This window comes from Duganella flavida, from assembly GCF_009857445.1.
Classification (GTDB): domain Bacteria; phylum Pseudomonadota; class Gammaproteobacteria; order Burkholderiales; family Burkholderiaceae_D; genus Rugamonas; species Rugamonas flavida.
Genome location: NZ_WWCN01000010.1, coordinates 81,388 through 103,980, shown reverse-complemented (window position 1 = coordinate 103,980; position 22,593 = coordinate 81,388). Strand labels below are relative to the sequence as shown.

The window sequence follows — 22,593 nt, the reverse complement described above, 5'->3', positions numbered from 1 at the left end:
AGGCATCATCTTGCGACAATTTTGAGAGGAGATTCGGCAAATGCGTGCTGCACCGCCTGCGCGAAGAAGTCGATCGCATGCTGCACCGGGCCCGGTTGTTGCGGCTGCACCAGCCAGATATCCAGCACCGGCTTGAAGTCCGATACATTGACGATATCAAGGTGCGAGCGATGGCGGCTGCGCTCAAAGATAGGACGCGGCATCAATCCGAGGCCGATGCCGCTGGCCGCCAGCCCAAGCTGCAGGTCGGTGCCGAAAGTCTCAAGATTGATCTTGAACGACAGCCCCTGCTCCGCCAGCGCCCGCGCCAGACCAGCACGGAAGCCACAACCGTCCGGATTCAATACGAAGCCGGTGCCGTAGATGTCGCGCAGCTTGTAGCTACGCTTCGGCATAGCGTCCTTCTTCGCCACCACCACCAGCTCGATACGGCCCAATGCGCGCCCGGTCAAACCGTCCGGCAGCACTTTGGTGGCCGGGAACAGCGCCACGGCCGCGTCGATTTCGGCGTTCGCCACGCGCTCCACCAACTGCGAGCCCCAGCCGGACGACACCTCTGTATGCAGATCCTTAAAGGTGCGATTCAGCTTTTGCAAGGTATCGAGCAGCACCACGTCGCCGATGGTCTGGATCACGCCGATGCGGAACACGCCGGTCGGCGCGTGATCGGCCTGCACCATCGCGCGCAGATGGTCGACTTCCTGCAGCACTTTGCCGCATTGGTCAAACACCTGCCGCCCCACCGCGCTAGGCTTGGGTGGCTTGACGCTGCGGTCCAGCAGTTCCACGCCCAACGCGTGCTCCAGGTTCTGCACGCGACGGGTGATGGCCGACTGGGTCAGCCCCAAGGCCTCGGCCGCAGCGCTCACCGACTGGTTGCGCACCACGGCGACGAAGGCGCTGATGTCATCTATTTTCATGTCGTTGTCAAAATAAGCCGTACGAAAAACAGACGTCATCTTAACAGCATCAGAACTTGTAGCTGGCGCGGACATAGTAATAGCCGCCATTAAACGGTATCTGCGCCGACGCCGTGTCGTATTGATACACGCCGAGGTAGCGGCTGATGGCAGGCACCTTGTCAGGATAGACGTTGAACAGATTGTTGGCGCCCGCCGCAAGCTGCAGCTTTTTCGTCACAGCGTAACGGACTTCCAGATCGGTGATCGTCTTCGGCGAGTTCTCGACATGGTTGAACACCGAGGTCGAATAGATATTCGGGCCGGAATAGAACGTGGCTTCGGTGGCAGTCTTGCCGTAGCGGGTGGCGTGCAGGCTCACGCTCCACTGTTCCTGCGTCCATGCACCGCCTACAATCAGCTTGTTCTTCGGCGTGGCCGTGGTCAGGTAGCCGACCTGCTGGGCGTTGAGCAGCGTCTTGCCATTGCCATCGATGCCGACCTTGGTCACTTTATTGTTATTGATATTGGCGCTGGCATCCCAGTCGATGCGGCCTGCGCTACCCAGATTGGTCGGGTAGTTGAGCACCAGGTCCAGGCCTTGCGTGCGCGTGTCGACGCCATTGGCGAAGTAGCTGGCGCTCACCGAGGACAAGCCGCTAGGCAGATTGATACCGGCGCCGGTCAGCGCGGCGATGGCCACCGCGCCGCTGTAAGTACCGCCTTGGACGATGCGGTCGCGGATGTCGATGCGGTAGGCATCCACGGTTACGTGCAGGTTGTCCAGTGGCTCGGCAACCAAGCCTAGATTGAAGCTGCGTGATTTTTCAGGCCGCAGCGGCGTGGCGCCCAGTTTGCGCGCTGCGTCCGAGTTCACCGCCAGCTGGCCGCCGGCGGTGGTCGGCGACACCGCAAGGCTGGTGTAGTACTCTTGCGCCAGCGAAGGCGCGCGGAATCCGGTGCTGCCGGTGGCACGCAGTGCGAAGCGTGGATCGAACTCATAACGGGTCGACAGCTTGGCGTTACGGGTGCTGCCTGCATCGCTGTAATGCTCATAGCGCCCTGCCAGTTCCCCCTCCCACTGCTTGGTGAGCTTGGTGGAGAAGTCGACATAGGCCGCGCCGATATTGCGCGAGTGCTTGCCGGCGCTGACCGGCGATAGGCCAGGCAAGGCTTGCGCGCCGCTGCCGAAGTACGAGGCCGTATCGCCGGCGCCGATATCATAGGTCTCACGGCGGAACTCGGAACCCAGTGCAACGCTCAGCGGCGCAGGCAACGCGCCGGTCTCGAACGAGCGCGCCAAGTCGCCGTTGACCGCCTGCTGCGTGTTCTGGAATTGCGACAGGTGGAAGCTGGTTGGCGTAGCGCCGGTGGCTGCATACAGGTCGGTATTGGCCGAATCGACCATGCCGATCTTGACGTTGTCGGTGCCGTAGGTGGCGCTCAAGTCCCAGCGCCAGCCTACCAGGTCCGTGCCCTTGATGCCGGCAGTGATGCCAGCATCGGTTTCGTTACTGGTCTCGGTCGGCGTGAAGCCATTCGGATAAACCTGCGGCAGCTTGCTCGGCAGGCGGAAGTTCTGGTAGCTGCCGCCGGTGCGGTGCGCCACGGTAGCGAATGCGTAAGCCTCCACATCCTTGCTGATCGAGATGCCGGCGTTGGCGCCGAAGGATTCACGGCGAATCTGCGGATCGCCAACGATCTTGTTCACGTAAGTTCCGGTGCGGTCATCTGGGCCGCTGCGGAAGCTGTGTTCATGGCGGCGGTATTCAGCACTCAGGTGCAGGAAACCGTCTTCGCCCAGCGTGATGCCGGCGTCGGTGGCGCCGCCTAGCGTGAAGCCGTCATGCTTGTAATATTCGCCGCTGGTCAGCGTGACGTTGCCGCCACTGCTGCTGTTTTTCAGGATGATGTTGATCACGCCCGCAATCGCATCCGAACCATATTGGGCGGCGGCGCCGTCACGCAGCACTTCAATGTGATCGACCGCGCTGACCGGAATCAGGTCGATGTCGACCGGCGTGGCGCCCTGCTGCGAACCCGAGTCCGCACTGATGTTGGCCGAGGTGTGGCGGCGTTTGCCATTCACCAGCAGTAGCACGTGGTTGGGGCTCAGGCCACGCAGCGTCAAGGCGCTGGTCAGATTGGCGGCGTCACCGGCTTGCGCCAAACGGCTGATGGACGGCAGCAGCTTGACCAGCGCGTCGCGCAGGTCGGTCTGGCCGGTGCGCTGTAAATCTTTGGCGCTGACCACATCGATTGGGCTCAGGCTTTCGCCGGCGGAGCGCTGGGTATCACGGGTACCGGTGACCACCACGTCCTGGATCGCGCCCGCAGCGGCAGGCGTGTTGGAAATGGCGTCGGCGTCGGCGGCCCAAACGGGTGCGGCGGTGTACAACAGGGAGATGGCTAGGGCGATTTTAGTGTGCTTCATGCGGGCTGACTCCTGGAGGGTTGTGGTTATTTTTTAACGCGGGCGGCGATCAGGTCGATTTCAACCAGTGCGCCGGGCAGTGGCAGCGCGGCCACTTGCAAAGCAGTGCGCGCAGGCTTGTTGGGCTGTTCGGCGGTACCAAAGAACTGGCCGAAGGAGGCGTTCAAGCCTTTGAAATCGAGCTTGTTATCGAGTTTTGGATCGCCGACCAGGAACACGCGCAGCGACACCACGTCGGCAAAGGTCAGGCCTTCGTTGGCCAGTGCCGTTTTCAGGCGCGTCAACACGGACTGCGTTTGCGTTTGCGTATCGCCTTCGATGGATTCAGGCAGTACGCCGCTGAAGTAGACCGTATCGGCATTGGCAGGCACGGAGACAGCCACCGAAATCGGGAAGTTAGAATTAGGGATAGGCGTACGCTTGATCTGTTCCGCATGCAGTGCGGGAGCGGCGATCAGCAGGCCGGCGAGCAGTAAAGAGGCTTTCATGGTCAGTCCTTTCATTCAAGTTGTTATGCGGCGGGCGATGGCGGCAACGGCGTGGTGCGCGGACAGCGCCGCGCCTTCCTGCCATGCGCCGATCTGGCTGAGGTACTCGCCGGCGAAGTGCACACGGCCTTCGGGCTGGTTCAAGCGGACGTATTCTTTTTCGGCCGGCGTGGCCCAGTGCACCCACGAGCCAAGGCTGTACGGGACTTTGTGCCATGCCACGCTAACGGGATTCTTGAGGTCCGCGCCGCGCCCCGGATGCACGCGGTCGATCACGCCGCGCGAAGAAGCAAATTGCGCGCTTAATGGCTGCGCCGTGAAATCGCGCGCGCCCTGGCCGATGTTGTAGCAGCCGACCAGCACACCGGTCTTCTTGTGGAAGCCGCCGCTCGGATACCAGATCAGCGAGGTCTCGTGCTTGACCACCGAAATGCCGCCGTAGATCTGCGACTCGGTCTCCCAGAATCGGCGCGACTGCCAGGCGATTTTGCTGGCGGTGTCGTAATGAACATTACTGATGGCTTGCTTCACCTCCGGCGAGAAGTTGGTTTCCACCTGCGCCAGCACCGGCAGCGGGAAAGTGACGACGGCGTAATCGGCCGACAGCGTTTGCAGCTTGCCGCTGGCGCGGTCGCGTACTACCACGTCAACGCCCTTGTCCTTATTGGTGATGGATTTGACTTCGGTATTCAGGCGCGCCACGTCTTTCAGGCGCTGGAAGAAGGCGTAAGGAATGCGGTCCATGCCGCCGACCGGCTGCAGCATGGTGGGCTGGAAGATCAGCAGTTCGTCAAAGACCAGCGCAAGCCATAGGTCCGGATCGAGCAAGGCTTCCAGCGGCAGCGGCTCGTTGCGCTCCCCGACATTTTCGGCCGTGCCGGGATAGACTTTGTAGCCCGAGCGTTCACTGCCCTTGAACTCCGCTTGCGGCGTCAGGTCGCCGTAGACCTTGAGGAATTCAACCAGCTTGGCGCGATCATCGACGCTCAGCTCCTGATCGAGCGCGCCCTTGCTGGTGGCTTTCGCCAGCAGCTCGGACACGTGGCCGCGCGCGTCGTTAATGGCGCGGCGCAACTGGATAGGCTGACCGCCCTTGGCCGCATCCGGCAGGAAGTAGGCGCTGCGGCTGCTGTTGACTTCCGCTTCCAGCTCCACACCAAGTTCACGGCAGTAGCCAAGAATCGTCTGGTGATGACTAGGCAGTCGCGCCGGACCGGCGTTGAAGTAGTGGCCAGGTTCGAAGTCCGCCACTTGGGTGGTGCCATCGTTGAGTTCTATGCGAGTGCCATTGCGGATGGTCCAGTTACGGCCGCCGACGCGATCGCGCGCTTCGACCAGCTGCACTTGGTAGCCGGCCTTGCGCAACTCATAAGCCGACACCAGGCCGGCGATGCCCGCACCCAGCACCAGCACCTTGGTGCCTTTGCCCGAGCCAGGCGCCAGTTGCAGCAAAGGCGTTTGGCCGCTGGCCGATGCGATGGTTGGGGCGCCGAGACCCAAGGTGGTCATGGCTGCGGCAGCGGCGGTATAGCCGCTGGTGGCGGCAAGCTGCATCAGGAATGTCCTGCGCGTTACGGTCATAAATCGCTCCATATTGGTGAGGTTGAGCCGATCTTATGACGCGCCAACATTATGTATAAACTAATTATTTTTCATATTGAAATATGAAATTTGTGAATAATGTATTTTCGCAGTTGATATGTGGCGGCGCTATATTCAAACGCGAAAGCATTCGTTTCAACGGCCGATGGAGGCGTCGTACTATCGGGTGACAACCATCTTCAGGAGAAGATCATGCAGCGCCGTGCCGTACTTTCTTTGTTATCGCTTTTACCGTTTTCCGCCTTTGCGCAGAAGGCGCCGTCCACGCTGCGCATCGGCTATCAGAAGTCTTCTACCTTGCTGACGGTGCTGAAAGTGCGCGGGCGGCTGGTGCGCAACTGACGTATTTTGCGCAGGAGGCACCCTCGCCTGCCGCGCAAGCCATCGTGGTGCGTGCAGATTCGCCGATTGCCAGCGTGGCGGATTTGAAGGGCAAGAAAGTTGCGGTGACCAAGGCGGCAGGCAGTCAGTCATTATCTGTAGCGGCCTGGGTGACGTGGGATCCGTATCTGGCGGGTGTGCAGAACCAGTCGCAGGTGCGCGTGCTGGCGGATGGGCGGAATGTGGCGGATTACCAGCGCTACTACCTGGCGTCGACGGCGTATGCGGAAGCGCATCCGGAAGTGCTGGTGGTAGTGTTTGAGGCGCTACGCAAGACCGGTCGCTGGATCAAGCAGTCGCCGAAAGAAGCAGCGGAGTTGCTGGCTCCCGCGTGGGGATTGGATGCGAAGACGGTGGAACTGGCCAACAGCCGCCGCAGCTATGATGTGCGCGTTGTCGTGAAGGACGCGTTGGGCGAACAACAGCGCATAGCAGATGCATTTTACGGAGAAGGCCTGCTTCCCCGCAAACTCGACGCCACCGCCGTGCCGCTCTGGCCTTTGCGCTAAGCCAAAACGGGATATCCGGCAGCCGTGGCTTCGGCTTCGAGCTGCTGGATGCGATTGTAGTCGGTGTCCGGGCGATGTTGGAAGGCTTTGATGTGCAGCGTCGCCATGTGCGCTCGCAACTGCGGACCGGGCGACAACAACGCCGCGCGCAGGCGTTCTTGCAGCACTGCTGGCACGCTGCGCGCCGTCACCAGCGGCAGGCCTGGCGAGGATGCGGAGTACTGCAGCACTTTAATGCCCTGCAGGCTATCCGGCGATTCCTCGCGCAGGTAGCCGAAGGTGACGCAATCAATGGCGGCAATATCCGCCTCCCCTTCACGGACTGCACGCAGGCTGGCCACGTGTGCGCCGGTCCATTTCACTTTACCGAAGAAGCGCCCATCACGCGCCAGCGGAGCAACGGCGTGACGCAGCACGTTCATGCCACTGTTGGAGTCCAGGGAGTTGGCGGCGGCGGTGAGGCCGCGCGCCTCGGCCAGCGAGCCGACACCATCGACAGCGCGCGTGACGATTACACTGGAGTAGTTGCTGCCATCGCAGCCGGGGAAATCGAAGACCGGCGTCGCCAGCAACGAAGCCACGCCGCGCAAGGAAGTCACATACGGATAGCCGCAAGTCTGCCCTAGCAGCAGGTCGGCGCGATGCCATAGGGCCGGCAGCTCCGGCTCCGGCAGCAGTCGCACGTCTCCGCTGACACCCGCATCGGCCAGCACGCAGGCCAGCAAGGCCTCATACTCCCGCTGCAAGCGTGACGAGACGTTATACATCGGTAGCGAAACAGTCCAGCTCATGGCATGCGGGGATGTACAGGTGCGTCGACGGGACGGAAACCGTAGCGGCGCATCAGCTCTCCATATCCGTTGATCTGGAAACCGCCGCTGCGCGCATTATAAGCCTCGCGCCGCCCAGCATACACGCGCGGCAGCAGATACCACGGCAGTGAAGGCAGGTCATGGTGCACCAGGTGCAGGTTATTATTAAGGAACAGGATGCGAAACACGAGGCCAGTATCATTCAGCACAATGCGTTGCTTGTGGTCTTCCGCCGGACGATGCTCGTAGTACGACCGTATCATCGTCAGCGATTGCGCCGGATATGAGATCACCAGCACATACCATATGGCCGATACGCCGAATGCCGACTCGATCCACCACAGCAGCGCTGCCAGCATCAGTACATGGCGCAGCCAGACGCCTGCATCGCGCAAGTCGCCTCGCAGCAGACGGCGCGCAGCACCGCCCCAGGCGGAAGCAATCGACAGCGCCGGGCCGACTACCAGCCGGCCCCAGAAAGTCTTGTTCAGCCAAAGGACCGCACGCAGCGGGCGGCTCATCGCCTCCCATTCGACTGGAGACACATAAGTGCTTTCGGCGTCCAGCTCCGGCAGCGTGAGATCGAAATCATTGTGATGGCGCAGGTGGCTTTCACGATAAATCTCATACGGATACCACACCGCCAGCGGCGGGTAGCCGAATACACGGTTCAGCCACGGCCAGCGCGTGGGATGGCCGTGTATCAGCTCGTGCTGGAGCGACACATACCATGCGCACCACCAGATCATCAACAAGGTCGCCGGCGCGGCACCCAGCACCGGCCAATAGGCCAGCGTGGCCACCCAACCGCCGTAAATCACCAGGATCAGCAGCCAGGTCGGCCACTCGCCGCGCCATGCGGCGCGCTTGCGTTCTGCCGTTACTTCGTCCCGTTGTGCGTTATCTATCCAAGCCTGCATATAACTCTCCTGCTACCGAGTATATGCAGGCCCTGAACGGGCGGAAACGAATTAAAACGCGCTTCCTTATGCGGATTCTGTGGACTTTAAACGCCCGGATCGCGTACCTTCTCGACTTGGTCGAACTCCACGTTGAACCACGCGCCACCGATGGCTTCTGCCTTGCGGAAGTAGACCGTCTGCACGATGTCGCGGGTGGCAGCATCAATGCTGATCGGGCCGCGCACGCTGGTCCAAGCAGCGCCTTTCATCGCCGCTAGTAGCTTGTCGCCGTTGCTATCGCCGCCCGTTTGTTTGAGCGCCTGATATAGCAACTGCATGCCGTCGTAGGCGCCCACTGAGTGGAAATTGGGACGCATGCCCTTATTCGCTTTGCCGAACGCCTCGACGTAAGCCTTGTTCTCCGGCGACGGATGCGCCGCCGAGTAGTGATGGCTGCTGACCACTCCCGCAGCTGCCGGGCCGATGCTGACCATCAAGTCGTCGTCCAGCACATCGCCGGTGCAGATCAGACGAATGCCGGCGGTGGCCAGGCCACGGTCGGTGAACTGCTTGAGCACCGCAGCGCCCTCGCCCGACGGCACAAACACGAACAGCGCATCCGGCTTCAAATCCTTCACGCGGGCAAGGAATGGTGCGTAGTCCGGATTGCGCAGCGGTGCGCGCAGGCTGTCCACCACCTTGCCGCCCGCTTCGGTGAAGCCTTTGACGAATACCTTCTCCGCATCCAGCCCCGGACCGTAGTCGCTGACGAAAGTCACCACGGTCTTGATCTTGTTCTTGCCGGCCCACTGCGCCATCGGCGCCGTCACCTGCGCCAGCGTGAAGCCGGTGCGCACGATGTATGGCGAACGTTGCGGAATCACAGAGGTGGCGGCGGCCATTACGATCATCGGCACCTTGGCTTGCGTGGCCACCGGCGCGGCGGCGAAGGCCAGCGGCGTCAGGCCGAAGCCGGCCAGCACCTGCACCTTGTCACGCGCGACCAGCTCCTGCGCCAACCGCTTGGTCACGTCCGGCGACACGCCGCCATCATCTTTTAAAATGATTTCAACCGGACGGCCACCAGCCACCGCGCCGTTCTGCTGCATGAACAGCTTGACGGCGGCCTCGATCTGTCGGCCGGTGGACGCGAATGGGCCGGACATCGGTACGATCAGGCCAACTTTCAGCGGCTCGACCGCGCGGCCGATGGATGGCAGCGCGCCGGCCGACAACGCGGCCGCGCCCAGCATGATGTGGCGGCGCGAGTGATTGATTTTTTCTGTCATGGTGTCTCCTCCATTTGTTTTAGAAAATTCGTTTTTATAAATCCAGCAGCAGAGTGGCGCTCCTGGAACGCGAACAGCAAGGTGCAAACAGGTCGTTGGCCGCCTGTTCGGATTCGGTGAGATACAAGTCGCGGTGATCGGGCACGCCATCCAGCACGCGGGTCAGGCAGGTGCCGCACACACCCTGCTCGCAGGAAGCCGGCACAAACACGCCTGCATCGTTCAACACCCGCAGCACGGTGGTGCCAGGCGGGATGGTGTAGCACTTGCCACTAGAGGCCAGTTTGACCTCAAACGGCTGGTCGCCATCACTCGCCACCGGCGCTGCACCGAAGTATTCGAGATGCAGCTGGCTCTCCGGCCAATCCGCCAGCGCCGCAGTGGACTTGACGTGATCAATGAATCCCGCCGGACCGCAAAAATAGACGTGCGTGTCCGGCGGCAGCGATGCAAACAACGCCGGCAAATTAAGCTGTTGTACATTGTCGTGATAGAAGCGCACCTTTTCCGCAAAAGGCGCGCTCAGGATGCGGTCACGAAAAGCGGTGCGCTCCGGCGAGCGGGTACAGTAGTGCATCTCGAACTGCGCGCCCTGCGCCGACAGTGTTTCCGCCATCGCCAGCAGCGGCGTGATGCCGATACCGCCGGCCAGCAGTACGCTGCGCGGCGCGTCCACCAGCGCGAAGTGATTGCGCGGTGCGCTGATGGTGAGCGCAGCACCGGCACGGATTTGTTCATGCATGGCTTGCGAGCCGCCGCGCGAGGCAGGATCGCGCAGAACGCCGATCACGTAGCGGTGTCGTTCATGCGGCGGATTGCACAGCGAGTACTGGCGCACCAGCCCCGGCGCGATGTGGACATCGATGTGCGCACCGGCGGTGAAGGCCGGCAGCGAAGCTCCGTCGGCGCTGACCAGTTCATAGCTGCAGATGTCTTCGGCCTCGTTGTCGCGTCGCTCGACACGAACTTGCAACAGATCGGCGCTCATGCTGGCTTCTCCTGCTCCAGCCACTGATCGAGCACGCGGCGCGACTGCACACCGCCGGCGTCGATGTTCAGCATCAGCAGCTTGCGTTCCGGATGGCGCAGAATGTTCTGCTGCTGCAGTTCCAGCATCTCGCGGTCCTCGGCGAAGATCTTGCCCTGCCCTTCGCGGATGGTGGCGGTGAGCTCTTTATCCTCAGGCTTGAAGTTGCGCGCCATGCCCCAGAAGTACCAGTGCGAGGTTTCCGTCTCCGGCGTAATGAAGTCCACTACGATGCTGGACGCCTTATGCTCCGGCGCGGCGTCGTAACCGCCCTTGCCTGCATGCGCCACGCCGACTTCAATCATCACATGGCTAGGCGGCGAGAAGCGGCAAATCTGCCAGCGGTCCACCGGCACGTCGTCCGCCAAACCGTTGCCGCGCAAGGCCGCGCGCCAGAACGGCGGCGCCATGATGTTTTCCATGTAGCGACTGGTGACCACCTGTTCGCCCTCAACGCGCGTGTTCACCGGCGCCTCGTCGATCTCTTTCTGCCCGATGCTGGACGCGTGCACATAGGTCTCGTGCGTCAGATCCATCAGGTTATCGATCATCAAACGATATTCGCAGTTGATGTGATACAGACCGCCGCCGTACGCCCATTCGGGATTGTCAGCCCATTCCAGATGATGGATCAACGCCGGATCGGCCTTCTCCTTGTCGCCGGTCCAGACCCAGATGAAGCCATAACGTTCCTCCACCGGGTAGCTGCGGATGCACGGGAAGCCGCGCACGCGCTGGCCCGGCATGCTGACTACTTTGCCGTCGCAGCCCATTTCCAATCCGTGATAGCCGCACACCAGCTGCCCTTCGCGCACAAAGCCCAACGACAGCGGTGCGCCGCGATGCGGGCAGAAGTCCTCCAGCGCCGCCACTTTTCCTTCTGCCGCGCGATAGAACACGATCTTCTCGCCGCAGATGGTGCGGCCCAGCGGCTTGCTTTCAATTTCGTCCGACGTGCAGGCCACATACCAGGTGTTTTTTCGGTACATCGTTGTCTCCTTCTACTTTAATATTCAGTACACTGAATGTAGTACAGTAGCGATTCGAAGTAAACCAATTTAGATGCGGCACCGCACAATCGAAACCACCATGCCAGAAACCGAAAGCAAACTGATTAACCTGTACGAGCACCCGGGCCACTTGCTGCGCCGCGCGCAGCAAATCTCGGTGTCGATTTTTTACGATGAAATGGGATCGGAGCTGACGCCGGTGCAGTACGCGATGCTGCGCAACCTCGCCGCGCAGCCGGGCGTAGACCAGGTCTCGCTATCGGCGCTGAGCGGCATAGATACATCGACTGGCGCCACGGTCTGTGCGCGCCTTGAAGAAAAAGGCCTGTTGGAGCGCAAGGTGATTCCGACCAATCGCCGCCAACGCGCACTGACTATCACGGCGGCTGGGGAGCAGTTGCTGGAAGAATTGGTGCCAGGCTCGCAGCGCCTGCGCCGCCGCATCCTCGCGCCGCTCACCAGCGCCGAACAGCTGCAGTTTATGGAGCTGCTCACCAAACTGGTACAGAAGAACAACGAACAAAGCCGCGCGCCGCTCGCACCTCGCGAGACGGCGCGCTAGCTTCATCACGCCACGGCGACCAGCTTATCGAGTTTGTCGCCGTCGGCCAGCAGGCTGGCGCTATCCGAGTCGTGCACAATGCGGCCGCGATCCAGCACGATGGCGCGCTGCGTCAACGACAGCGCCAGACGTGCGTGCTGCTCCACCACGATCACCGACATGCCCTCCTCCTGCACCAGCTTGCGGATCACGCGCACCAGCTCCTGCACGATGATCGGCGCCAGGCCTTCCATTGGTTCGTCCAGCAGCAAGATGCGCGGATTAGTCATGAGCGCGCGCGCAATCGCCACCATCTGCTGTTCGCCGCCCGACAACTGGTTGCCCATGTTGTTACGGCGCTCGAACAGGCGCGGGAAGATCTGGTAAATCTTCTGCAGGTTCCACGGACCGGGACGCGCAACCACCGTCAAATGCTCTTCCACCGTCAGCGATGGGAACATGTGGCGCTCCTGCGGCACCCAGCCTAGCCCTGCGCGCGAACGCTTGTGGGTCGAGACACGCGAGATATCACCACCAGCCCAGCGGATGCTGCCTTTGTGCAGGCGCGTGAGGCCCATCAGCGTCACCAGCAGGCTGGTTTTACCGACACCGTTACGGCCTAGCAGCGCCAGGCTGTCGCCCTCCTTCAGCGTGAACGACACCTCTTCCAGCACGATCGATTCGCCATATCCGGCGGTGACCTTATCCAACACCAGCAACTCAGTCATGTTCCGACTCCCCCAGATAAACTTCCTTGACGCGCGGATCGGCTGCGATTTCCGCAGGCGTGCCCTCGGTCAGCACCTTGCCGCCCACCAGCACCGTGATGCGGTCAGCGAAACGGAACACCAGGCTCATATCGTGTTCGATGAACAGCACCGTCACGTCGCGCGGCAGCTGCGCCAGCACTTCGAACAGCTCCTTGCTCTCGGCTTGTGGAATGCCGGCTGCCGGTTCATCCAGCAACAGGATGCGCGGCTTGGTCGCCAGCGCCAGCGCAATCTCCACGAGGCGCTGCTTACCGTAAGCCATGCTGCGCGTGATGCTGTTGGCCTGGTCGCTCAGCTTCAGGGTCGCCAAAAGCTCCATCGCTTCGGAGATGACTTCCGGATGATTGGCAACCGTCTTCCACCACACGTTCTGCAACCCGCGACGCTCGTTGATGGCCAGCACCACCGATTCCAGCACCGTCATGCCTGCGAACAGGGTGTTGAGCTGGAAGGTGCGCGTCATGCCGCAGTGGACGCGCGCGTGCTGCGGCAGATGCGTGATGTCCTCGCTGCCGAGATACACCTTGCCGCTGCTTGGGCTAAACGCGCCGGTCAGCAGGTTAATGAAGGTAGTCTTGCCAGCGCCGTTAGGACCGATCAGCGCATGGCGCGCACCCGGCTGGAAAGTCAGCGACACATCGCTGTTGGCGACGAACGCGCCCCAGCGCTTGCTCAGTCCTTCGGTACGTAAAGTGATATCGCGGCTCATGGCTTCTCCTTGCGCAAGCGTTCCAGTCCACCCAAGATGCCGCCGCGCGCGAACAGCACAATCAACACCAGCAACAAGCCGATATAGAACTGCCAGTAGGTCGGATTCAGACCGGCGATGTAATCCTGCAGCAGCATGAACACCGCCGCGCCAACCAGGCCGCCGTACAGGCGACCGGTCCCGCCCAGCACCAGGATAATCATCAGCTCAGCTGAGCGCGGGAAGCTCAGCGCGTCAAGACCGACGAACTGCGTGGTCTGCGCCAGCAGCGCACCAGCAACGCCGGCCACCGCAGCGCCCAGAGTGAAGATGGCGACCAGGCGGCGATTCACATTCACGCCCAGTGAAGGCATGCGGCGCACACCTTCGCGGATGCCGATCAGGCTCAGACCAAACGGCGACTTGACCACGCGGCGCAGCACTGCAAACAATACGAACAGTACGGCGAAGCTGTACCAGAAAGCGACATTCCCGTTCAGGTCAAACTCGAAAGTACCAAACAGCTTCCCGACCATCATGCCGGACAAGCCATCCACGCCGCCGGTGATCGACGATGCCTTGTTGGCCGCTTCAAACAGCATCAAACAGATGCCCATCGTGACCATCAGGCGCGTCAGGTCCTGGCCGCGCACCACGAGGAAGGACGTCAGCAGGCCGACCACACCGGCCACCACGCCCGCTGCCAGCAAGCCGCTCAAAGGCTCGCCCCAGCCATGCACGGCCAGCAGGCCGGCAGTGTAAGCGCCCAATCCGAAGAAGGCGGCGTGGCCCAGCGAGACGATGCCCGCATAACCGAGGATCAAATCCAGCGACACTGCGAACAGGCCGACAATCATGATCTGGCTAATCAGCACCAGATAGCCGGGGAAGGCAAAGTACGCGACAACCGGCAGCAGCCAGAAGGCGATTTCCAACGGCTGCCAACGGTCGTTTGGCAGCTTGGGCGCAGGCAGAATGGCGGCGACCTTGGCGACAGGTTTGGTTTCAGTATCAGCAAAAGCGTTCATGCTTTCCTCCGCATCAGGCCAGCAGGGAACAGGATCAGTAGCACCACCATCAGCGCGTAGATCACGAAGGCGCCAACTTCCGGCACGTAGTATTTACCGGCGACGTCGAACACGCCAAGGATGACAGCTGCCAGCAACGGACCTTTGATGGTGCCCGCGCCGCCCACTGCCACCACGAGCAGGAAGTAGACCATGTACTTGACCGGGAAGGTCGGATCGAGACCCAGCACGTCGATGCCAAGGCCGCCGCCCAAACCGGCCAGGCCGGAGCCCAGCGCGAAGGTCAGGCTGAATACCAGACTGACGTTGATGCCGAGACCCGCAGCCGCAGTCTGGTTGTCCACCGATGCGCGGATCTGCGCACCGAAGCGAGTACGCTCGATCAGCAGGCCAAGCGCCACGGTCACCAGCACCACCACGCCGATCAGGAACAAACGATATGCGCCGACATCAAGACCGAGCAGCGATACCTGGCCGCGCAGCCAGTCCGGCAGCACTACCGGCTGTTGCGTCGGGCCGTAGAAGTAAGTCGCCGCAGCGACGGCCATGAAGGTCAGACCGATCGAAAACAGCACCTGGTCAAGATGAGTAGCCTTGTACAGGCGTCGATACAGCAGACGCTCCAGCACCAGCCCCACCACCGCCGAAGCGATGAAGGCCAGCGGCAGCGACGCCAGGAACGGCACGCCGAAGCGCGACAGCAGCGACACGCTCACATACCCGCCCAGCATCGCAAACGCGCCGTGGGCGAGGTTAATAAAGTTCATCATGCCCATCGTGACCGACAGGCCGACACTGATAAGGAACAGCAGACTGCCGTAGGCGATGCCGTCGAACAGTACACCAGCAAAGTTGGCTAGCATGTCTGCCTCCCGTTTTTAATTATTTGTTTCATGTTGTCTCCACTACTTCTCACCAAACCAAAAACTACACTCTTTCGATAATCATCGCAATTCCCTGCCCCACGCCGATGCACATGGTGCACAGCGCGTAGCGGCCACCGGTGCGCTGCAGCTGGTAGGTTGCCGTCGTGACGAGGCGCGCGCCACTCATGCCCAGCGGGTGGCCCAGCGCAATTGCGCCACCGTTCGGATTAACGCGCGCGTCGTCATCCTTCAAACCCAATTGACGCAGCACGGCCAAGCCTTGTGCGGCGAAGGCTTCGTTCAATTCAATCACGTCCATCTGCTCCAGCGTCAGGCCGGTCTGGCGCAGCAGCTTTTGCACTGCCGGCACCGGGCCGATGCCCATCACGCGCGGCGCGACGCCAGCGGTAGCCATGCCGACGATGCGGGCCAGCGGTTTCAGGCCGTGCTGCTTGGCCGCTTCCGCGCTGGCGATCAGCACTGCGCAGGCGCCGTCGTTGATGCCCGAGGCGTTGCCGGCGGTGACCGAACCGTCGGCGCGAACGACGCCTTTCAGCTTGGCCAGCGCTTCGGTGGTGGTCGCGCGCGGGTGTTCATCTTGCGAGAAGATGATCGGATCACCTTTTTTCTGCGGCAGAGATACCGGCACGATTTCGCGCGCGAACACGCCTTCAGCGATGGCGGTAGCGGTCTTGTTCTGGCTCGCCAGCGCAAACGCATCCTGGTCGGCGCGGCTGATCTGATAATCGGCGGCGACGTTTTCGGCCGTCTCCGGCATGGTCTCGGTGCCGTAGACTTCCTTCAGCGCCTTGTTGACGAAGCGCCAGCCCATGGTGGTGTCTTCGATTTTGGCGCTGCGTGAAAAGGCGCTATCGGCCTTGCCCATGACGTAAGGCGCGCGCGTCATCGACTCCACGCCGCCGGCGATCATCAGGCAAGCGTCGCCGGCCTGGATCGCACGTGCGGCGTTCCCGATGGCGTCCATGCCCGAGCCGCACAAGCGGTTGATGGTGGTGCCCGGAACCTCTTGCGGCAGGCCGGCCAGCAGCAGCGACATGCGCGCCACATTGCGGTTATCTTCGCCGGATTGGTTGGCGCAGCCGTAGAACACATCGTCCACCTGGTCCCACTGCACGCCGGGATTGCGATCCTTCAGCGCGCGCAGTGGAATCGCGCCCAGATCGTCGGCACGTACGTCTTTCAGCGAACCGCCGTAACGGCCGATGGGTGTGCGGATCGCATCGCAGATAAATGCTTCGTTCATTTGTTTATCCTTTCAATTTGGCGGCAACAGCGGCGCGCCAGTGGCGGCCTGCAGTTCTTCAAACGTCAGGCCCGGCGCCATTTCGCGCACGAGCAGGCCGGCCGGCGTTACATCCAGCACCGCCATGTCGGTGTAGATACGGTTGACGCAAGCAACACCTGTCAGCGGATAGCTGCATGCGGCCACGATCTTGCTCTCGCCAGTTTTGGTCTGGTGGTCCATCATCACGAATACCTGTTTCGCGCCCAGTGCCAGATCCATCGCGCCGCCGACGGCCGGAATTGCATCCGGTGCGCCCGTGTGCCAGTTGGCCAGGTCGCCCTTGGCCGACACCTGGAACGCGCCCAGTACGCACACATCGAGGTGGCCGCCGCGCATCATGGCGAACGAATCACCGTGGTGGAAATAAGCGCCGCCGGTCAGCAGCGTTACCGGCTGCTTGCCGGCGTTAATCAGGTCTTCGTCTTCCTCGCCTTCTGCAGGCGCGGGACCCATGCCCAGCAGGCCGTTCTCGGAATGCAGGAACACTTCGCGGTCGGTCGGCAAGTAGTTGGCCACCTTGGTCGGCAGGCCGATGCCGAGGTTGACGTAAGCGCCTTCAGGAATGTCCTGCGCGACGCGGGCCGCAATCTGGTCGCGGGTGTAACGATTTGCGCTCATGCCGATTCCTTCACCACGCGTTGTACAAAGATGCCCGGCGTGACGATCACTTCCGGATCCAGCTCGCCCAGCGCGACCACGTCTTGCACCTGCGCGATGGTGACCTTGGCGGCCATCGCCATAATCGGGCCGAAGTTACGCGCAGTCTTGCGGTACACCAGATTGCCCCAGCGGTCGCCCTTCAACGCCTTGATCAGCGCGAAGTCAGCGTGGATCGGCGACTCCAGCACGTAATGGCGACCGTTGATCAGGCGCGTTTCCTTGCCCTCGGCCAGCAGCGTGCCGTAGCCGGTCGGCGTAAAGAAGCCGCCGATGCCGGCGCCGGCGGCGCGGATGCGTTCCGCCAGATTGCCCTGCGGGGTCAGTTCCAGTTCAATTTCGCCGGCGCGGTACAGCGCGTCGAAATGATGGGAATCGGCCTGGCGCGGGAACGAGCAAATAATTTTGCGTACGCGCTTGGCCTTGAGCAGCGCGGCAAGTCCGGTCTCGCCGTTGCCGGCATTGTTGTTAACGATGGTGAGCTCTTTCGCGCCCTGCGCGATCAGCGCGTCGATCAGTGCCGACGGCATGCCGGCGTTGCCGAAGCCGCCGATCATGACGGTGGCGCCGTCATGGATGTCGGCAACCGCGCGCTCCAGTGATTCAAAAGTTTTATCGATCATATCTGCTTTCCAGTGCATGTTGTGCGATAATCGAACTAATGATTGATTATCGCACACCCAGTGTAGAACTTGCGCTGGCCGGGGTCAAGAAAAAAACGCCTATTGGAACCAACGCCTGCATTAAAATCACGCCATGCCTAAAGCCATCCAACCTCTCGACGCGGACGACGACCGCGAACCGACCATCGCCGAGCAAATCGATGCGATGACCGATCCCAGTTTCATGACCTCGCTGGCGCGGGGGCTGGCGGTGCTGCGCGCCTTCAGCGATGCGCGCAAGCCGCAGACCATCGCCAGTGTCAGCCAGAAGACCGGCATTCCGCGCGCCGCTGTGCGCCGCTGCCTGCACACACTGCGCGAACTCGGTTACGTCGACGCGGAGCTGAACAACTTCTCGCTGCGCCCCAAGGTGCTGACGCTAGGCTACTCCTATCTGTCATCGACGCCGTTGACGGTGTCGGCCCAGCCCTACCTGAACAACATCAGCCGCGCGCTCAATGAATCGAGTTCGCTGGCGGTGCTGGAAGACGGCGAAGTGCTGTACGTGGCGCGTGCCGCGACCTCGCGCGTGATGTCGGTGGCGCTGAACACCGGCAGCCGCTTGCCCGCCTACTGCACTTCGCTGGGCCGCGTGATGCTGGCGCATTTGCCGCCGGACCAGCTGGACGCCTATCTCGAACACACGCGCCTGCGGCCAATGACGGCTAACACCATCGTCAACCAGAAGCGCCTGCGCGAAGTACTGGCGGGCGTGCGCCGCGACGGCTACGCCATCAACGATGAGGAGCTGGAGCTGGGACTGCGGTCGATTGCGGTGCCGGTGCGCGGCGCGTCGGGCACCGTGCTGGCCGCACTGAACGTGGGCGCACAAGCGGCCCGCGTCAGCGTGGAGCAACTGCGCGAAGAGTTCCTGCCCGTACTACAACGCGGCGCGCAGGAACTCGCAGTACTGCTGCCCTAGACTTAGAACGTGTGGCGGATACCCGCCATAACGCCGTTTTGCGATTTGCCGGCGCCCGCAGTGCCGCCGGCGTCCAACGCCACCGCCGACAAGCCGGAGTTCTTCATGCGGCCTACGCCGCCATACACGGCGGTGCGTTTCGAGAAGTAGTAGGTCAGGCGCGCGACCAGCAAGGTGGCGTCGTCGCCGCTGTTCTTCACATCCTTTTTAGCCCACTGCGCATCCAGCGTGGTGAACGGCGTTACCGGATAGCTGACACCAAAGAAGTACAGGTCCGACTCGGTCAGGCCGGTGACCGCGCGCGTGGTGCGATCGATCACACCGCCCGCCAGCTTGCCTTCGCCAACCTTGACGTAGGCGTTGGCCGTCACGCGCTTGTCGCTGTTGTTGCTGCTGGTGAGGCCATTCGCTGCGCCGGTATTGCCATACAAAATATCGTAGGAAGCATTCACGCCGAAGGCCTGGGTCTCGTAGCCGAACAAGCCGGTGGCCTGGCGACAGGCCTTGGCATTACCCGGCACTTCGCCTGCGCAGCCGGTAGCGGCCGGGCCGCCAGCGCTGGAGCCATCGCGGCCAGTGCTATAGGTAGCGCCGATGACGAAGTTATTGAAGGAACCGAGGTAGCCGATCGAATTGTCGCTGCGCGCATTCGGCAGGTAAGGATCGATGCTGCCGATGGCGAACAGGTTAGGCCCCATCACGTCCGACTTCAGCGTGGCGATGTAGGTCATGTTGATCTGGCGGCCGAAGCTCACGGTGCCGAAGTCGCCCTTCAGACCGACGGTCGCCTGGCGGCCGAACAGGCGATTGCCCTGCCCCATGCTGCCGGTATCGACCGCGAGGCCGGCTTCCAGCGTAAAGATGGCGGACAGGCCGCCGCCCAGATCCTCGGTGCCGCGGAAACCGATACGCGACGGGAAGGAGCCGGTCAGCGAGGGCATGCGCGTCACGCTGTCGCCGGCGGCATTCACATTGGTCACGCGTTCGATGCCGGTATCCAGCAGGCCGTACACGGTGACATTGCTTTGAGCCATAGCGGCCGATGCGCCCATACCGCACAGCAGCGCAACCGCGCCACGAATGGTGTTTTTCATTACTCGTCTCCAGTTGTTTTAATGTTGTGCGATTATCGAACAATAGGTTGTTAATCGCACATAGATTGGATACTATGATCGTCACGGTATATTGTCAACAACCGAAAACAGAACCACACAGGAGACGACGCATGAAAAACGTAGCGAAATTTGCGGCACTGGCAGCACTCACTTTGACTGTGCAAATGGCATGGGCGCAGGACACCATCAAGGTTGGCGTGATCGCCGCCTTCTCCGGCCCTTTTGCCGATTACGGCAAACAAATGGAAGGCGGTATCAAGGCCTACATGTCGCAATATGGCGACACTGTGGCCGGTAAAAAAATCCAGATCATCCTCAAGGACACCACCGGCCCGTCGCCGGAAATCGCCAAGCGCCTGGCGCAGGAACTGGTGGTGCGCGACAAGGTGGACTTCCTGGCCGGCTTCGGCCTGACGCCGGAAGCGATGGCGGTTGCGCCGATCGCCCAACAAGCCAAAAAGCCGATGATTGTGATGAACGCCGCCACCTCGGCGGTGACCACCAAGTCTGACTACATCGCCCGCTTCTCGATGACGCTGCCGCAAATCTCGGCGCCGATGGCGACGTGGGCGGTGAAGAACAAGATCAAGAATGTGGTGACGCTGGTGGCCGACTACGGTCCAGGCATCGATGCCGAAGCGGCCTTCAAGGCGGAACTGGTGAAAGGCGGCGGCACCGTGACGGAAGCGATCCGCGTCCCGCTGCGCAATCCGGAATTCGCACCGTTCATCCAGCGCATCAAGGACGCCAAGCCGGATGCGGTGTTCGTATTCGTGCCGGCCGGCGAGCAAAGCATCGCCTTCATGAAGGGCTATCGCGAGCGCGGCCTGGCTGAAGCAGGCATCAAGGTAATCGCCACCGGCGACCTGACCGACGACCACGTGTTGCCGGCCATGGGTGACGCCACGCTGGGCGTGATCACCACCTTCCACTACTCGGCAGCGCACAAGTCGCCGGAGAACGCGGCTTTTCTGAAGAGCTTTGCGGCGGCCAATCCAGGCGGCGGCCGTCCTAACTTCATGGCTGTCGGCGCCTACGACGGTATGGCGGCGATCTATGAAGTGGTGCGCAAGCTGAATGGCAAGATTGATGGCGACCAGGCCATGGCGGTCCTGAAGAACATCAAGCTGAATAGCCCGCGCGGCCCGATCGCTATCGACCCTGCTACCCGCGACATAGTGCAGACCGTGTATGTGCGCAAGGTGGAAAAAATTGGTAATGAAATCTATAACGTGGAGTTCGACCAGTTCACCAACATGAAAGATCCGGGTAAGTAATCCAGGCAGGTAATCCAGGCAAGTAAGCCCGGTGTGCCGTGTCCGTGTAGGTGAGGCAGCGTACAGCCGCAGCTGCGTGCGCCGTTCAAAATGCCTGCATGGACACTCACATCACAACTCATCCTCGCCGCAACATCCCGCCCGCCGCCTATGCACTGCAGCGGCAAATGGCGGCGGTGCGCAGGGCGATAGCAGCAAGAACGGTGGAAGAATCACAGGCGGCGGCGCGCTGGGCGCAGGCGTGGTATCAACTGGTGCAGCGCAAGCTGGATCAGATCCAGCATGCGCCACACTACCTGCATTAGGAGGCGGAGTAGCAGCTGCCGGCACGGCGCTCCATGCCGGAACGATCGACCACGGTAACGCAGCCGCGACGGTATTCGATCAAGCCATCTTCTTGCAGCTTGCCTGCGCAGCAGGTGATTGATTCGCGACGCACGCCGAGCATATTGGCGATCAGCTCCTGCGTCACTTTCAATTCATTGGACAGCGAACGGTCCAGTCGTTCCAGCAACCAGCGGCACAGGCGCTGCTCGATAGTGCCATGGCGGACGCCGGCCACGGTTTGCGCCAGCTGCGCAAACAGCGCGCTGGTATGGCGCATCAGCTGCTGCGCCAATGCACCGCCACCGAAGAAGGCGCGACGCAATATCTCCGACTTGATGCGGTAGCCATAGCCCGCCGTCTGCACCACGGCGCAGCAGTTGGCGCGTTCGTGTTCATACATCGCCACCCCGGCCACGCCTTCGCGGCCGACTACCGCCACCTCGGCGGCGCCGCCATCTTCGGTCACATACTGCAGCGAGATGATGGCATTGGTGGGAAAGTAGGCATATTCCATCAGGTCGCCGGCGTCGAACAGGCGCTTGCCGGCTGCCAGCGGCACCAGGTCCAGGTGCGCAAACAGTTCAATCAATTCCTCGCGCGACAGGGCGCGCAGCAGTTCGTTCTGTTGTGCGCCGGTCAGGCTGATAGCTGGCGTGGTGCTGGTTTGCATATTGTGCCTCATCTGTAAAGATCGGATGAATGCACTATATCGCCGCTATGTGCGCTTGGTGATAGGAGCACGGGTAAGCCTTCTGTAGGCTAGGAACATAGCGTTTTGTCAGCCTGATCCTACGCGGCCTGCGCGGCGCCACTCAGGGGATGAATTTGTTGGCGCGCGTGCTTTCCTCGATCTGGCGTTCGTCGCGCGAGCGCAGGCGGCCCGGGTTGCGGCGGTGTTCCGGCTCCTGGATCACGCGTTTGATCACGCTTTCCTGTACGCCGCGCTGGCTCATATATTCCGCTGCCTTCTCGGGGCCGAGCCGGTCGGCCCGCTCGATACCAGCTTCCACCACCTCGGATGATTGATGGTCTGGGCGGAAAGTTTGCGTAGTAGACATCACTAACTCCTGAATGGGGAGAG

General features: G+C 61.7%; 23 protein-coding genes and 1 pseudogene. 5 read left to right on the top strand and 19 right to left on the bottom strand.

Annotated features, from left to right (window positions below):
- Positions 1 to 5: 5 nt before the first annotated feature.
- From GTP46_RS16705 to GTP46_RS16690, 4 genes are read right to left on the bottom strand one after another with little or no spacing between them, the layout of a single operon-like run.
- Complete coding sequence (locus tag GTP46_RS16705) at positions 6 to 920, bottom strand: LysR family transcriptional regulator (RefSeq protein WP_161007767.1); 915 nt, start codon at positions 918 to 920, stop codon at positions 6 to 8.
- Between the two features lie 49 nt (positions 921 to 969).
- Positions 970 to 3,333, bottom strand: a complete 2,364-nt coding sequence (locus tag GTP46_RS16700) for a TonB-dependent receptor plug domain-containing protein (RefSeq protein ID WP_161007766.1) — start codon at positions 3,331 to 3,333, stop codon at positions 970 to 972.
- A gap of 26 nt (positions 3,334 to 3,359) precedes the next feature.
- Complete coding sequence (locus GTP46_RS16695) at positions 3,360 to 3,821, bottom strand: RidA family protein (RefSeq protein WP_161007765.1); 462 nt, start codon at positions 3,819 to 3,821, stop codon at positions 3,360 to 3,362.
- A 15-nt stretch (positions 3,822 to 3,836) separates the two neighbouring features.
- Positions 3,837 to 5,402 (bottom strand): flavin monoamine oxidase family protein, encoded by a 1,566-nt coding sequence (locus GTP46_RS16690; protein WP_161007764.1) that lies wholly within the window; start codon positions 5,400 to 5,402, stop codon positions 3,837 to 3,839.
- Positions 5,403 to 5,615: 213 nt separating this feature from the next.
- Between GTP46_RS16690 and GTP46_RS16685 the strand changes: the two are divergent.
- Positions 5,616 to 6,313, top strand: a pseudogene (locus tag GTP46_RS16685) (ABC transporter substrate-binding protein).
- Here the strand turns inward: GTP46_RS16685 and GTP46_RS16680 are convergent.
- From GTP46_RS16680 to GTP46_RS16660, 5 genes are all read right to left on the bottom strand, one after another.
- Positions 6,310 to 7,104 carry a phosphate/phosphite/phosphonate ABC transporter substrate-binding protein gene (locus GTP46_RS16680; protein ID WP_161007763.1) on the bottom strand — a complete coding sequence of 265 codons (795 nt, stop codon included), beginning with the start codon at positions 7,102 to 7,104 and terminating at the stop codon, positions 6,310 to 6,312. The pseudogene GTP46_RS16685 and the gene GTP46_RS16680 sit on opposite strands and share 4 nt — an antisense overlap.
- Positions 7,101 to 8,045, bottom strand: coding sequence for a fatty acid desaturase (locus GTP46_RS16675; protein WP_161007762.1), 945 nt, complete (start codon positions 8,043 to 8,045; stop codon positions 7,101 to 7,103). The genes GTP46_RS16680 and GTP46_RS16675 overlap by 4 nt, the downstream gene beginning before the upstream one ends.
- Positions 8,046 to 8,131: 86 nt before the next feature.
- Entirely contained in the window at positions 8,132 to 9,316 is a 1,185-nt protein-coding gene (locus tag GTP46_RS16670) for an ABC transporter substrate-binding protein (RefSeq protein WP_161007761.1), read from the bottom strand.
- A 34-nt stretch (positions 9,317 to 9,350) separates the two neighbouring features.
- Positions 9,351 to 10,304, bottom strand: a complete 954-nt coding sequence (locus GTP46_RS16665; protein ID WP_161007760.1) for a PDR/VanB family oxidoreductase — start codon at positions 10,302 to 10,304, stop codon at positions 9,351 to 9,353.
- Positions 10,301 to 11,332: an aromatic ring-hydroxylating dioxygenase subunit alpha gene (locus GTP46_RS16660; RefSeq protein WP_161007759.1), complete on the bottom strand. Its 1,032-nt coding sequence runs from the start codon at positions 11,330 to 11,332 to the stop codon at positions 10,301 to 10,303. The genes GTP46_RS16665 and GTP46_RS16660 overlap by 4 nt, the downstream gene beginning before the upstream one ends.
- 100 nt (positions 11,333 to 11,432) lie before the next feature.
- On the opposite strand from GTP46_RS16660, the gene GTP46_RS16655 reads away from it, so the two are divergent.
- Positions 11,433 to 11,915, top strand: a complete 483-nt coding sequence (locus tag GTP46_RS16655) for a MarR family winged helix-turn-helix transcriptional regulator (RefSeq protein ID WP_161007758.1) — start codon at positions 11,433 to 11,435, stop codon at positions 11,913 to 11,915.
- 5 nt (positions 11,916 to 11,920) lie between these two features.
- Here the strand turns inward: GTP46_RS16655 and GTP46_RS16650 are convergent, their stop codons facing one another.
- The 7 genes from GTP46_RS16650 to GTP46_RS16620 form a co-directional block, all read right to left on the bottom strand.
- Positions 11,921 to 12,622 (bottom strand): ABC transporter ATP-binding protein, encoded by a 702-nt coding sequence (locus GTP46_RS16650; protein ID WP_161007757.1) that lies wholly within the window; start codon positions 12,620 to 12,622, stop codon positions 11,921 to 11,923.
- A complete protein-coding gene (locus GTP46_RS16645; protein WP_161007756.1) occupies positions 12,615 to 13,373 on the bottom strand; it encodes an ABC transporter ATP-binding protein in 759 nt (252 codons plus the stop codon). Before GTP46_RS16645 ends, GTP46_RS16650 begins: the two co-directional genes overlap by 8 nt.
- Positions 13,370 to 14,380, bottom strand: a complete 1,011-nt coding sequence (locus GTP46_RS16640; protein WP_161007755.1) for a branched-chain amino acid ABC transporter permease — start codon at positions 14,378 to 14,380, stop codon at positions 13,370 to 13,372. Before GTP46_RS16640 ends, GTP46_RS16645 begins: the two co-directional genes overlap by 4 nt.
- Positions 14,377 to 15,243, bottom strand: a complete 867-nt coding sequence (locus tag GTP46_RS16635; RefSeq protein WP_161007754.1) for a branched-chain amino acid ABC transporter permease — start codon at positions 15,241 to 15,243, stop codon at positions 14,377 to 14,379. The genes GTP46_RS16640 and GTP46_RS16635 overlap by 4 nt, the downstream gene beginning before the upstream one ends.
- A 64-nt stretch (positions 15,244 to 15,307) precedes the next feature.
- Positions 15,308 to 16,510 (bottom strand): 3-oxoadipyl-CoA thiolase, encoded by a 1,203-nt coding sequence (pcaF, locus tag GTP46_RS16630; protein WP_161007753.1) that lies wholly within the window; start codon positions 16,508 to 16,510, stop codon positions 15,308 to 15,310.
- A 12-nt stretch (positions 16,511 to 16,522) separates the two neighbouring features.
- Positions 16,523 to 17,170: a CoA transferase subunit B gene (locus tag GTP46_RS16625; protein ID WP_161007752.1), complete on the bottom strand. Its 648-nt coding sequence runs from the start codon at positions 17,168 to 17,170 to the stop codon at positions 16,523 to 16,525.
- Positions 17,167 to 17,832 carry a 3-oxoacid CoA-transferase subunit A gene (locus GTP46_RS16620; RefSeq protein ID WP_161007751.1) on the bottom strand — a complete coding sequence of 222 codons (666 nt, stop codon included), beginning with the start codon at positions 17,830 to 17,832 and terminating at the stop codon, positions 17,167 to 17,169. Before GTP46_RS16620 ends, GTP46_RS16625 begins: the two co-directional genes overlap by 4 nt.
- Before the next feature lie 133 nt (positions 17,833 to 17,965).
- Here GTP46_RS16620 and GTP46_RS16615 point away from each other — a divergent pair, with 133 nt between their 5' ends.
- Entirely contained in the window at positions 17,966 to 18,793 is an 828-nt protein-coding gene (locus tag GTP46_RS16615; protein ID WP_161007750.1) for an IclR family transcriptional regulator domain-containing protein, read from the top strand.
- Positions 18,794 to 18,795: 2 nt separating this feature from the next.
- Here the strand turns inward: GTP46_RS16615 and GTP46_RS16610 are convergent, their stop codons facing one another.
- A complete protein-coding gene (locus GTP46_RS16610) occupies positions 18,796 to 19,887 on the bottom strand; it encodes a porin (protein ID WP_161007749.1) in 1,092 nt (363 codons plus the stop codon).
- 131 nt (positions 19,888 to 20,018) lie between these two features.
- Between GTP46_RS16610 and GTP46_RS16605 the strand changes: the two genes are divergently transcribed.
- Together GTP46_RS16605 and GTP46_RS16600 are read left to right on the top strand one after the other, a co-directional pair.
- Positions 20,019 to 21,185: an ABC transporter substrate-binding protein gene (locus GTP46_RS16605; RefSeq protein ID WP_161007748.1), complete on the top strand. Its 1,167-nt coding sequence runs from the start codon at positions 20,019 to 20,021 to the stop codon at positions 21,183 to 21,185.
- A 98-nt stretch (positions 21,186 to 21,283) separates the two neighbouring features.
- Complete coding sequence (locus GTP46_RS16600; protein WP_161007747.1) at positions 21,284 to 21,490, top strand: hypothetical protein; 207 nt, start codon at positions 21,284 to 21,286, stop codon at positions 21,488 to 21,490.
- Here GTP46_RS16600 and GTP46_RS16595 read toward each other — a convergent pair.
- On the bottom strand, positions 21,487 to 22,182 hold the full coding sequence (locus GTP46_RS16595) for a Crp/Fnr family transcriptional regulator (protein WP_161007746.1): 696 nt from the start codon (positions 22,180 to 22,182) through the stop codon (positions 21,487 to 21,489). The genes GTP46_RS16600 and GTP46_RS16595 overlap by 4 nt on opposite strands.
- A 142-nt stretch (positions 22,183 to 22,324) precedes the next feature.
- Positions 22,325 to 22,570 carry a hypothetical protein gene (locus GTP46_RS16590; protein WP_161007745.1) on the bottom strand — a complete coding sequence of 82 codons (246 nt, stop codon included), beginning with the start codon at positions 22,568 to 22,570 and terminating at the stop codon, positions 22,325 to 22,327.
- Between the last annotated feature and the right edge of the window lie 23 nt (positions 22,571 to 22,593).

Bases quoted from the DNA above. Each gene is read 5' to 3' on its own strand.
- GTP46_RS16705 (WP_161007767.1), bottom strand. From the start codon at position 920: ATGAAAATAGATGACATCAGCGCCTTCGTCGCCGTGGTGCGCAACCAG.
- GTP46_RS16700 (WP_161007766.1), bottom strand. From the start codon at position 3,333: ATGAAGCACACTAAAATCGCCCTAGCCATCTCCCTGTTGTACACCGCC.
- GTP46_RS16695 (WP_161007765.1), bottom strand. From the start codon at position 3,821: ATGAAAGCCTCTTTACTGCTCGCCGGCCTGCTGATCGCCGCTCCCGCA.
- GTP46_RS16690 (WP_161007764.1), bottom strand. From the start codon at position 5,402: ATGACCGTAACGCGCAGGACATTCCTGATGCAGCTTGCCGCCACCAGC.
- GTP46_RS16680 (WP_161007763.1), bottom strand. From the start codon at position 7,104: ATGAGCTGGACTGTTTCGCTACCGATGTATAACGTCTCGTCACGCTTG.
- GTP46_RS16675 (WP_161007762.1), bottom strand. From the start codon at position 8,045: ATGCAGGCTTGGATAGATAACGCACAACGGGACGAAGTAACGGCAGAA.
- GTP46_RS16670 (WP_161007761.1), bottom strand. From the start codon at position 9,316: ATGACAGAAAAAATCAATCACTCGCGCCGCCACATCATGCTGGGCGCG.
- GTP46_RS16665 (WP_161007760.1), bottom strand. From the start codon at position 10,304: ATGAGCGCCGATCTGTTGCAAGTTCGTGTCGAGCGACGCGACAACGAG.
- GTP46_RS16660 (WP_161007759.1), bottom strand. From the start codon at position 11,332: ATGTACCGAAAAAACACCTGGTATGTGGCCTGCACGTCGGACGAAATT.
- GTP46_RS16655 (WP_161007758.1), top strand. From the start codon at position 11,433: ATGCCAGAAACCGAAAGCAAACTGATTAACCTGTACGAGCACCCGGGC.
- GTP46_RS16650 (WP_161007757.1), bottom strand. From the start codon at position 12,622: ATGACTGAGTTGCTGGTGTTGGATAAGGTCACCGCCGGATATGGCGAA.
- GTP46_RS16645 (WP_161007756.1), bottom strand. From the start codon at position 13,373: ATGAGCCGCGATATCACTTTACGTACCGAAGGACTGAGCAAGCGCTGG.
- GTP46_RS16640 (WP_161007755.1), bottom strand. From the start codon at position 14,380: ATGAACGCTTTTGCTGATACTGAAACCAAACCTGTCGCCAAGGTCGCC.
- GTP46_RS16635 (WP_161007754.1), bottom strand. From the start codon at position 15,243: ATGCTAGCCAACTTTGCTGGTGTACTGTTCGACGGCATCGCCTACGGC.
- pcaF (WP_161007753.1), bottom strand. From the start codon at position 16,510: ATGAACGAAGCATTTATCTGCGATGCGATCCGCACACCCATCGGCCGT.
- GTP46_RS16625 (WP_161007752.1), bottom strand. From the start codon at position 17,170: ATGAGCGCAAATCGTTACACCCGCGACCAGATTGCGGCCCGCGTCGCG.
- GTP46_RS16620 (WP_161007751.1), bottom strand. From the start codon at position 17,832: ATGATCGATAAAACTTTTGAATCACTGGAGCGCGCGGTTGCCGACATC.
- GTP46_RS16615 (WP_161007750.1), top strand. From the start codon at position 17,966: ATGCCTAAAGCCATCCAACCTCTCGACGCGGACGACGACCGCGAACCG.
- GTP46_RS16610 (WP_161007749.1), bottom strand. From the start codon at position 19,887: ATGAAAAACACCATTCGTGGCGCGGTTGCGCTGCTGTGCGGTATGGGC.
- GTP46_RS16605 (WP_161007748.1), top strand. From the start codon at position 20,019: ATGAAAAACGTAGCGAAATTTGCGGCACTGGCAGCACTCACTTTGACT.
- GTP46_RS16600 (WP_161007747.1), top strand. From the start codon at position 21,284: ATGGACACTCACATCACAACTCATCCTCGCCGCAACATCCCGCCCGCC.
- GTP46_RS16595 (WP_161007746.1), bottom strand. From the start codon at position 22,182: ATGCAAACCAGCACCACGCCAGCTATCAGCCTGACCGGCGCACAACAG.
- GTP46_RS16590 (WP_161007745.1), bottom strand. From the start codon at position 22,570: ATGTCTACTACGCAAACTTTCCGCCCAGACCATCAATCATCCGAGGTG.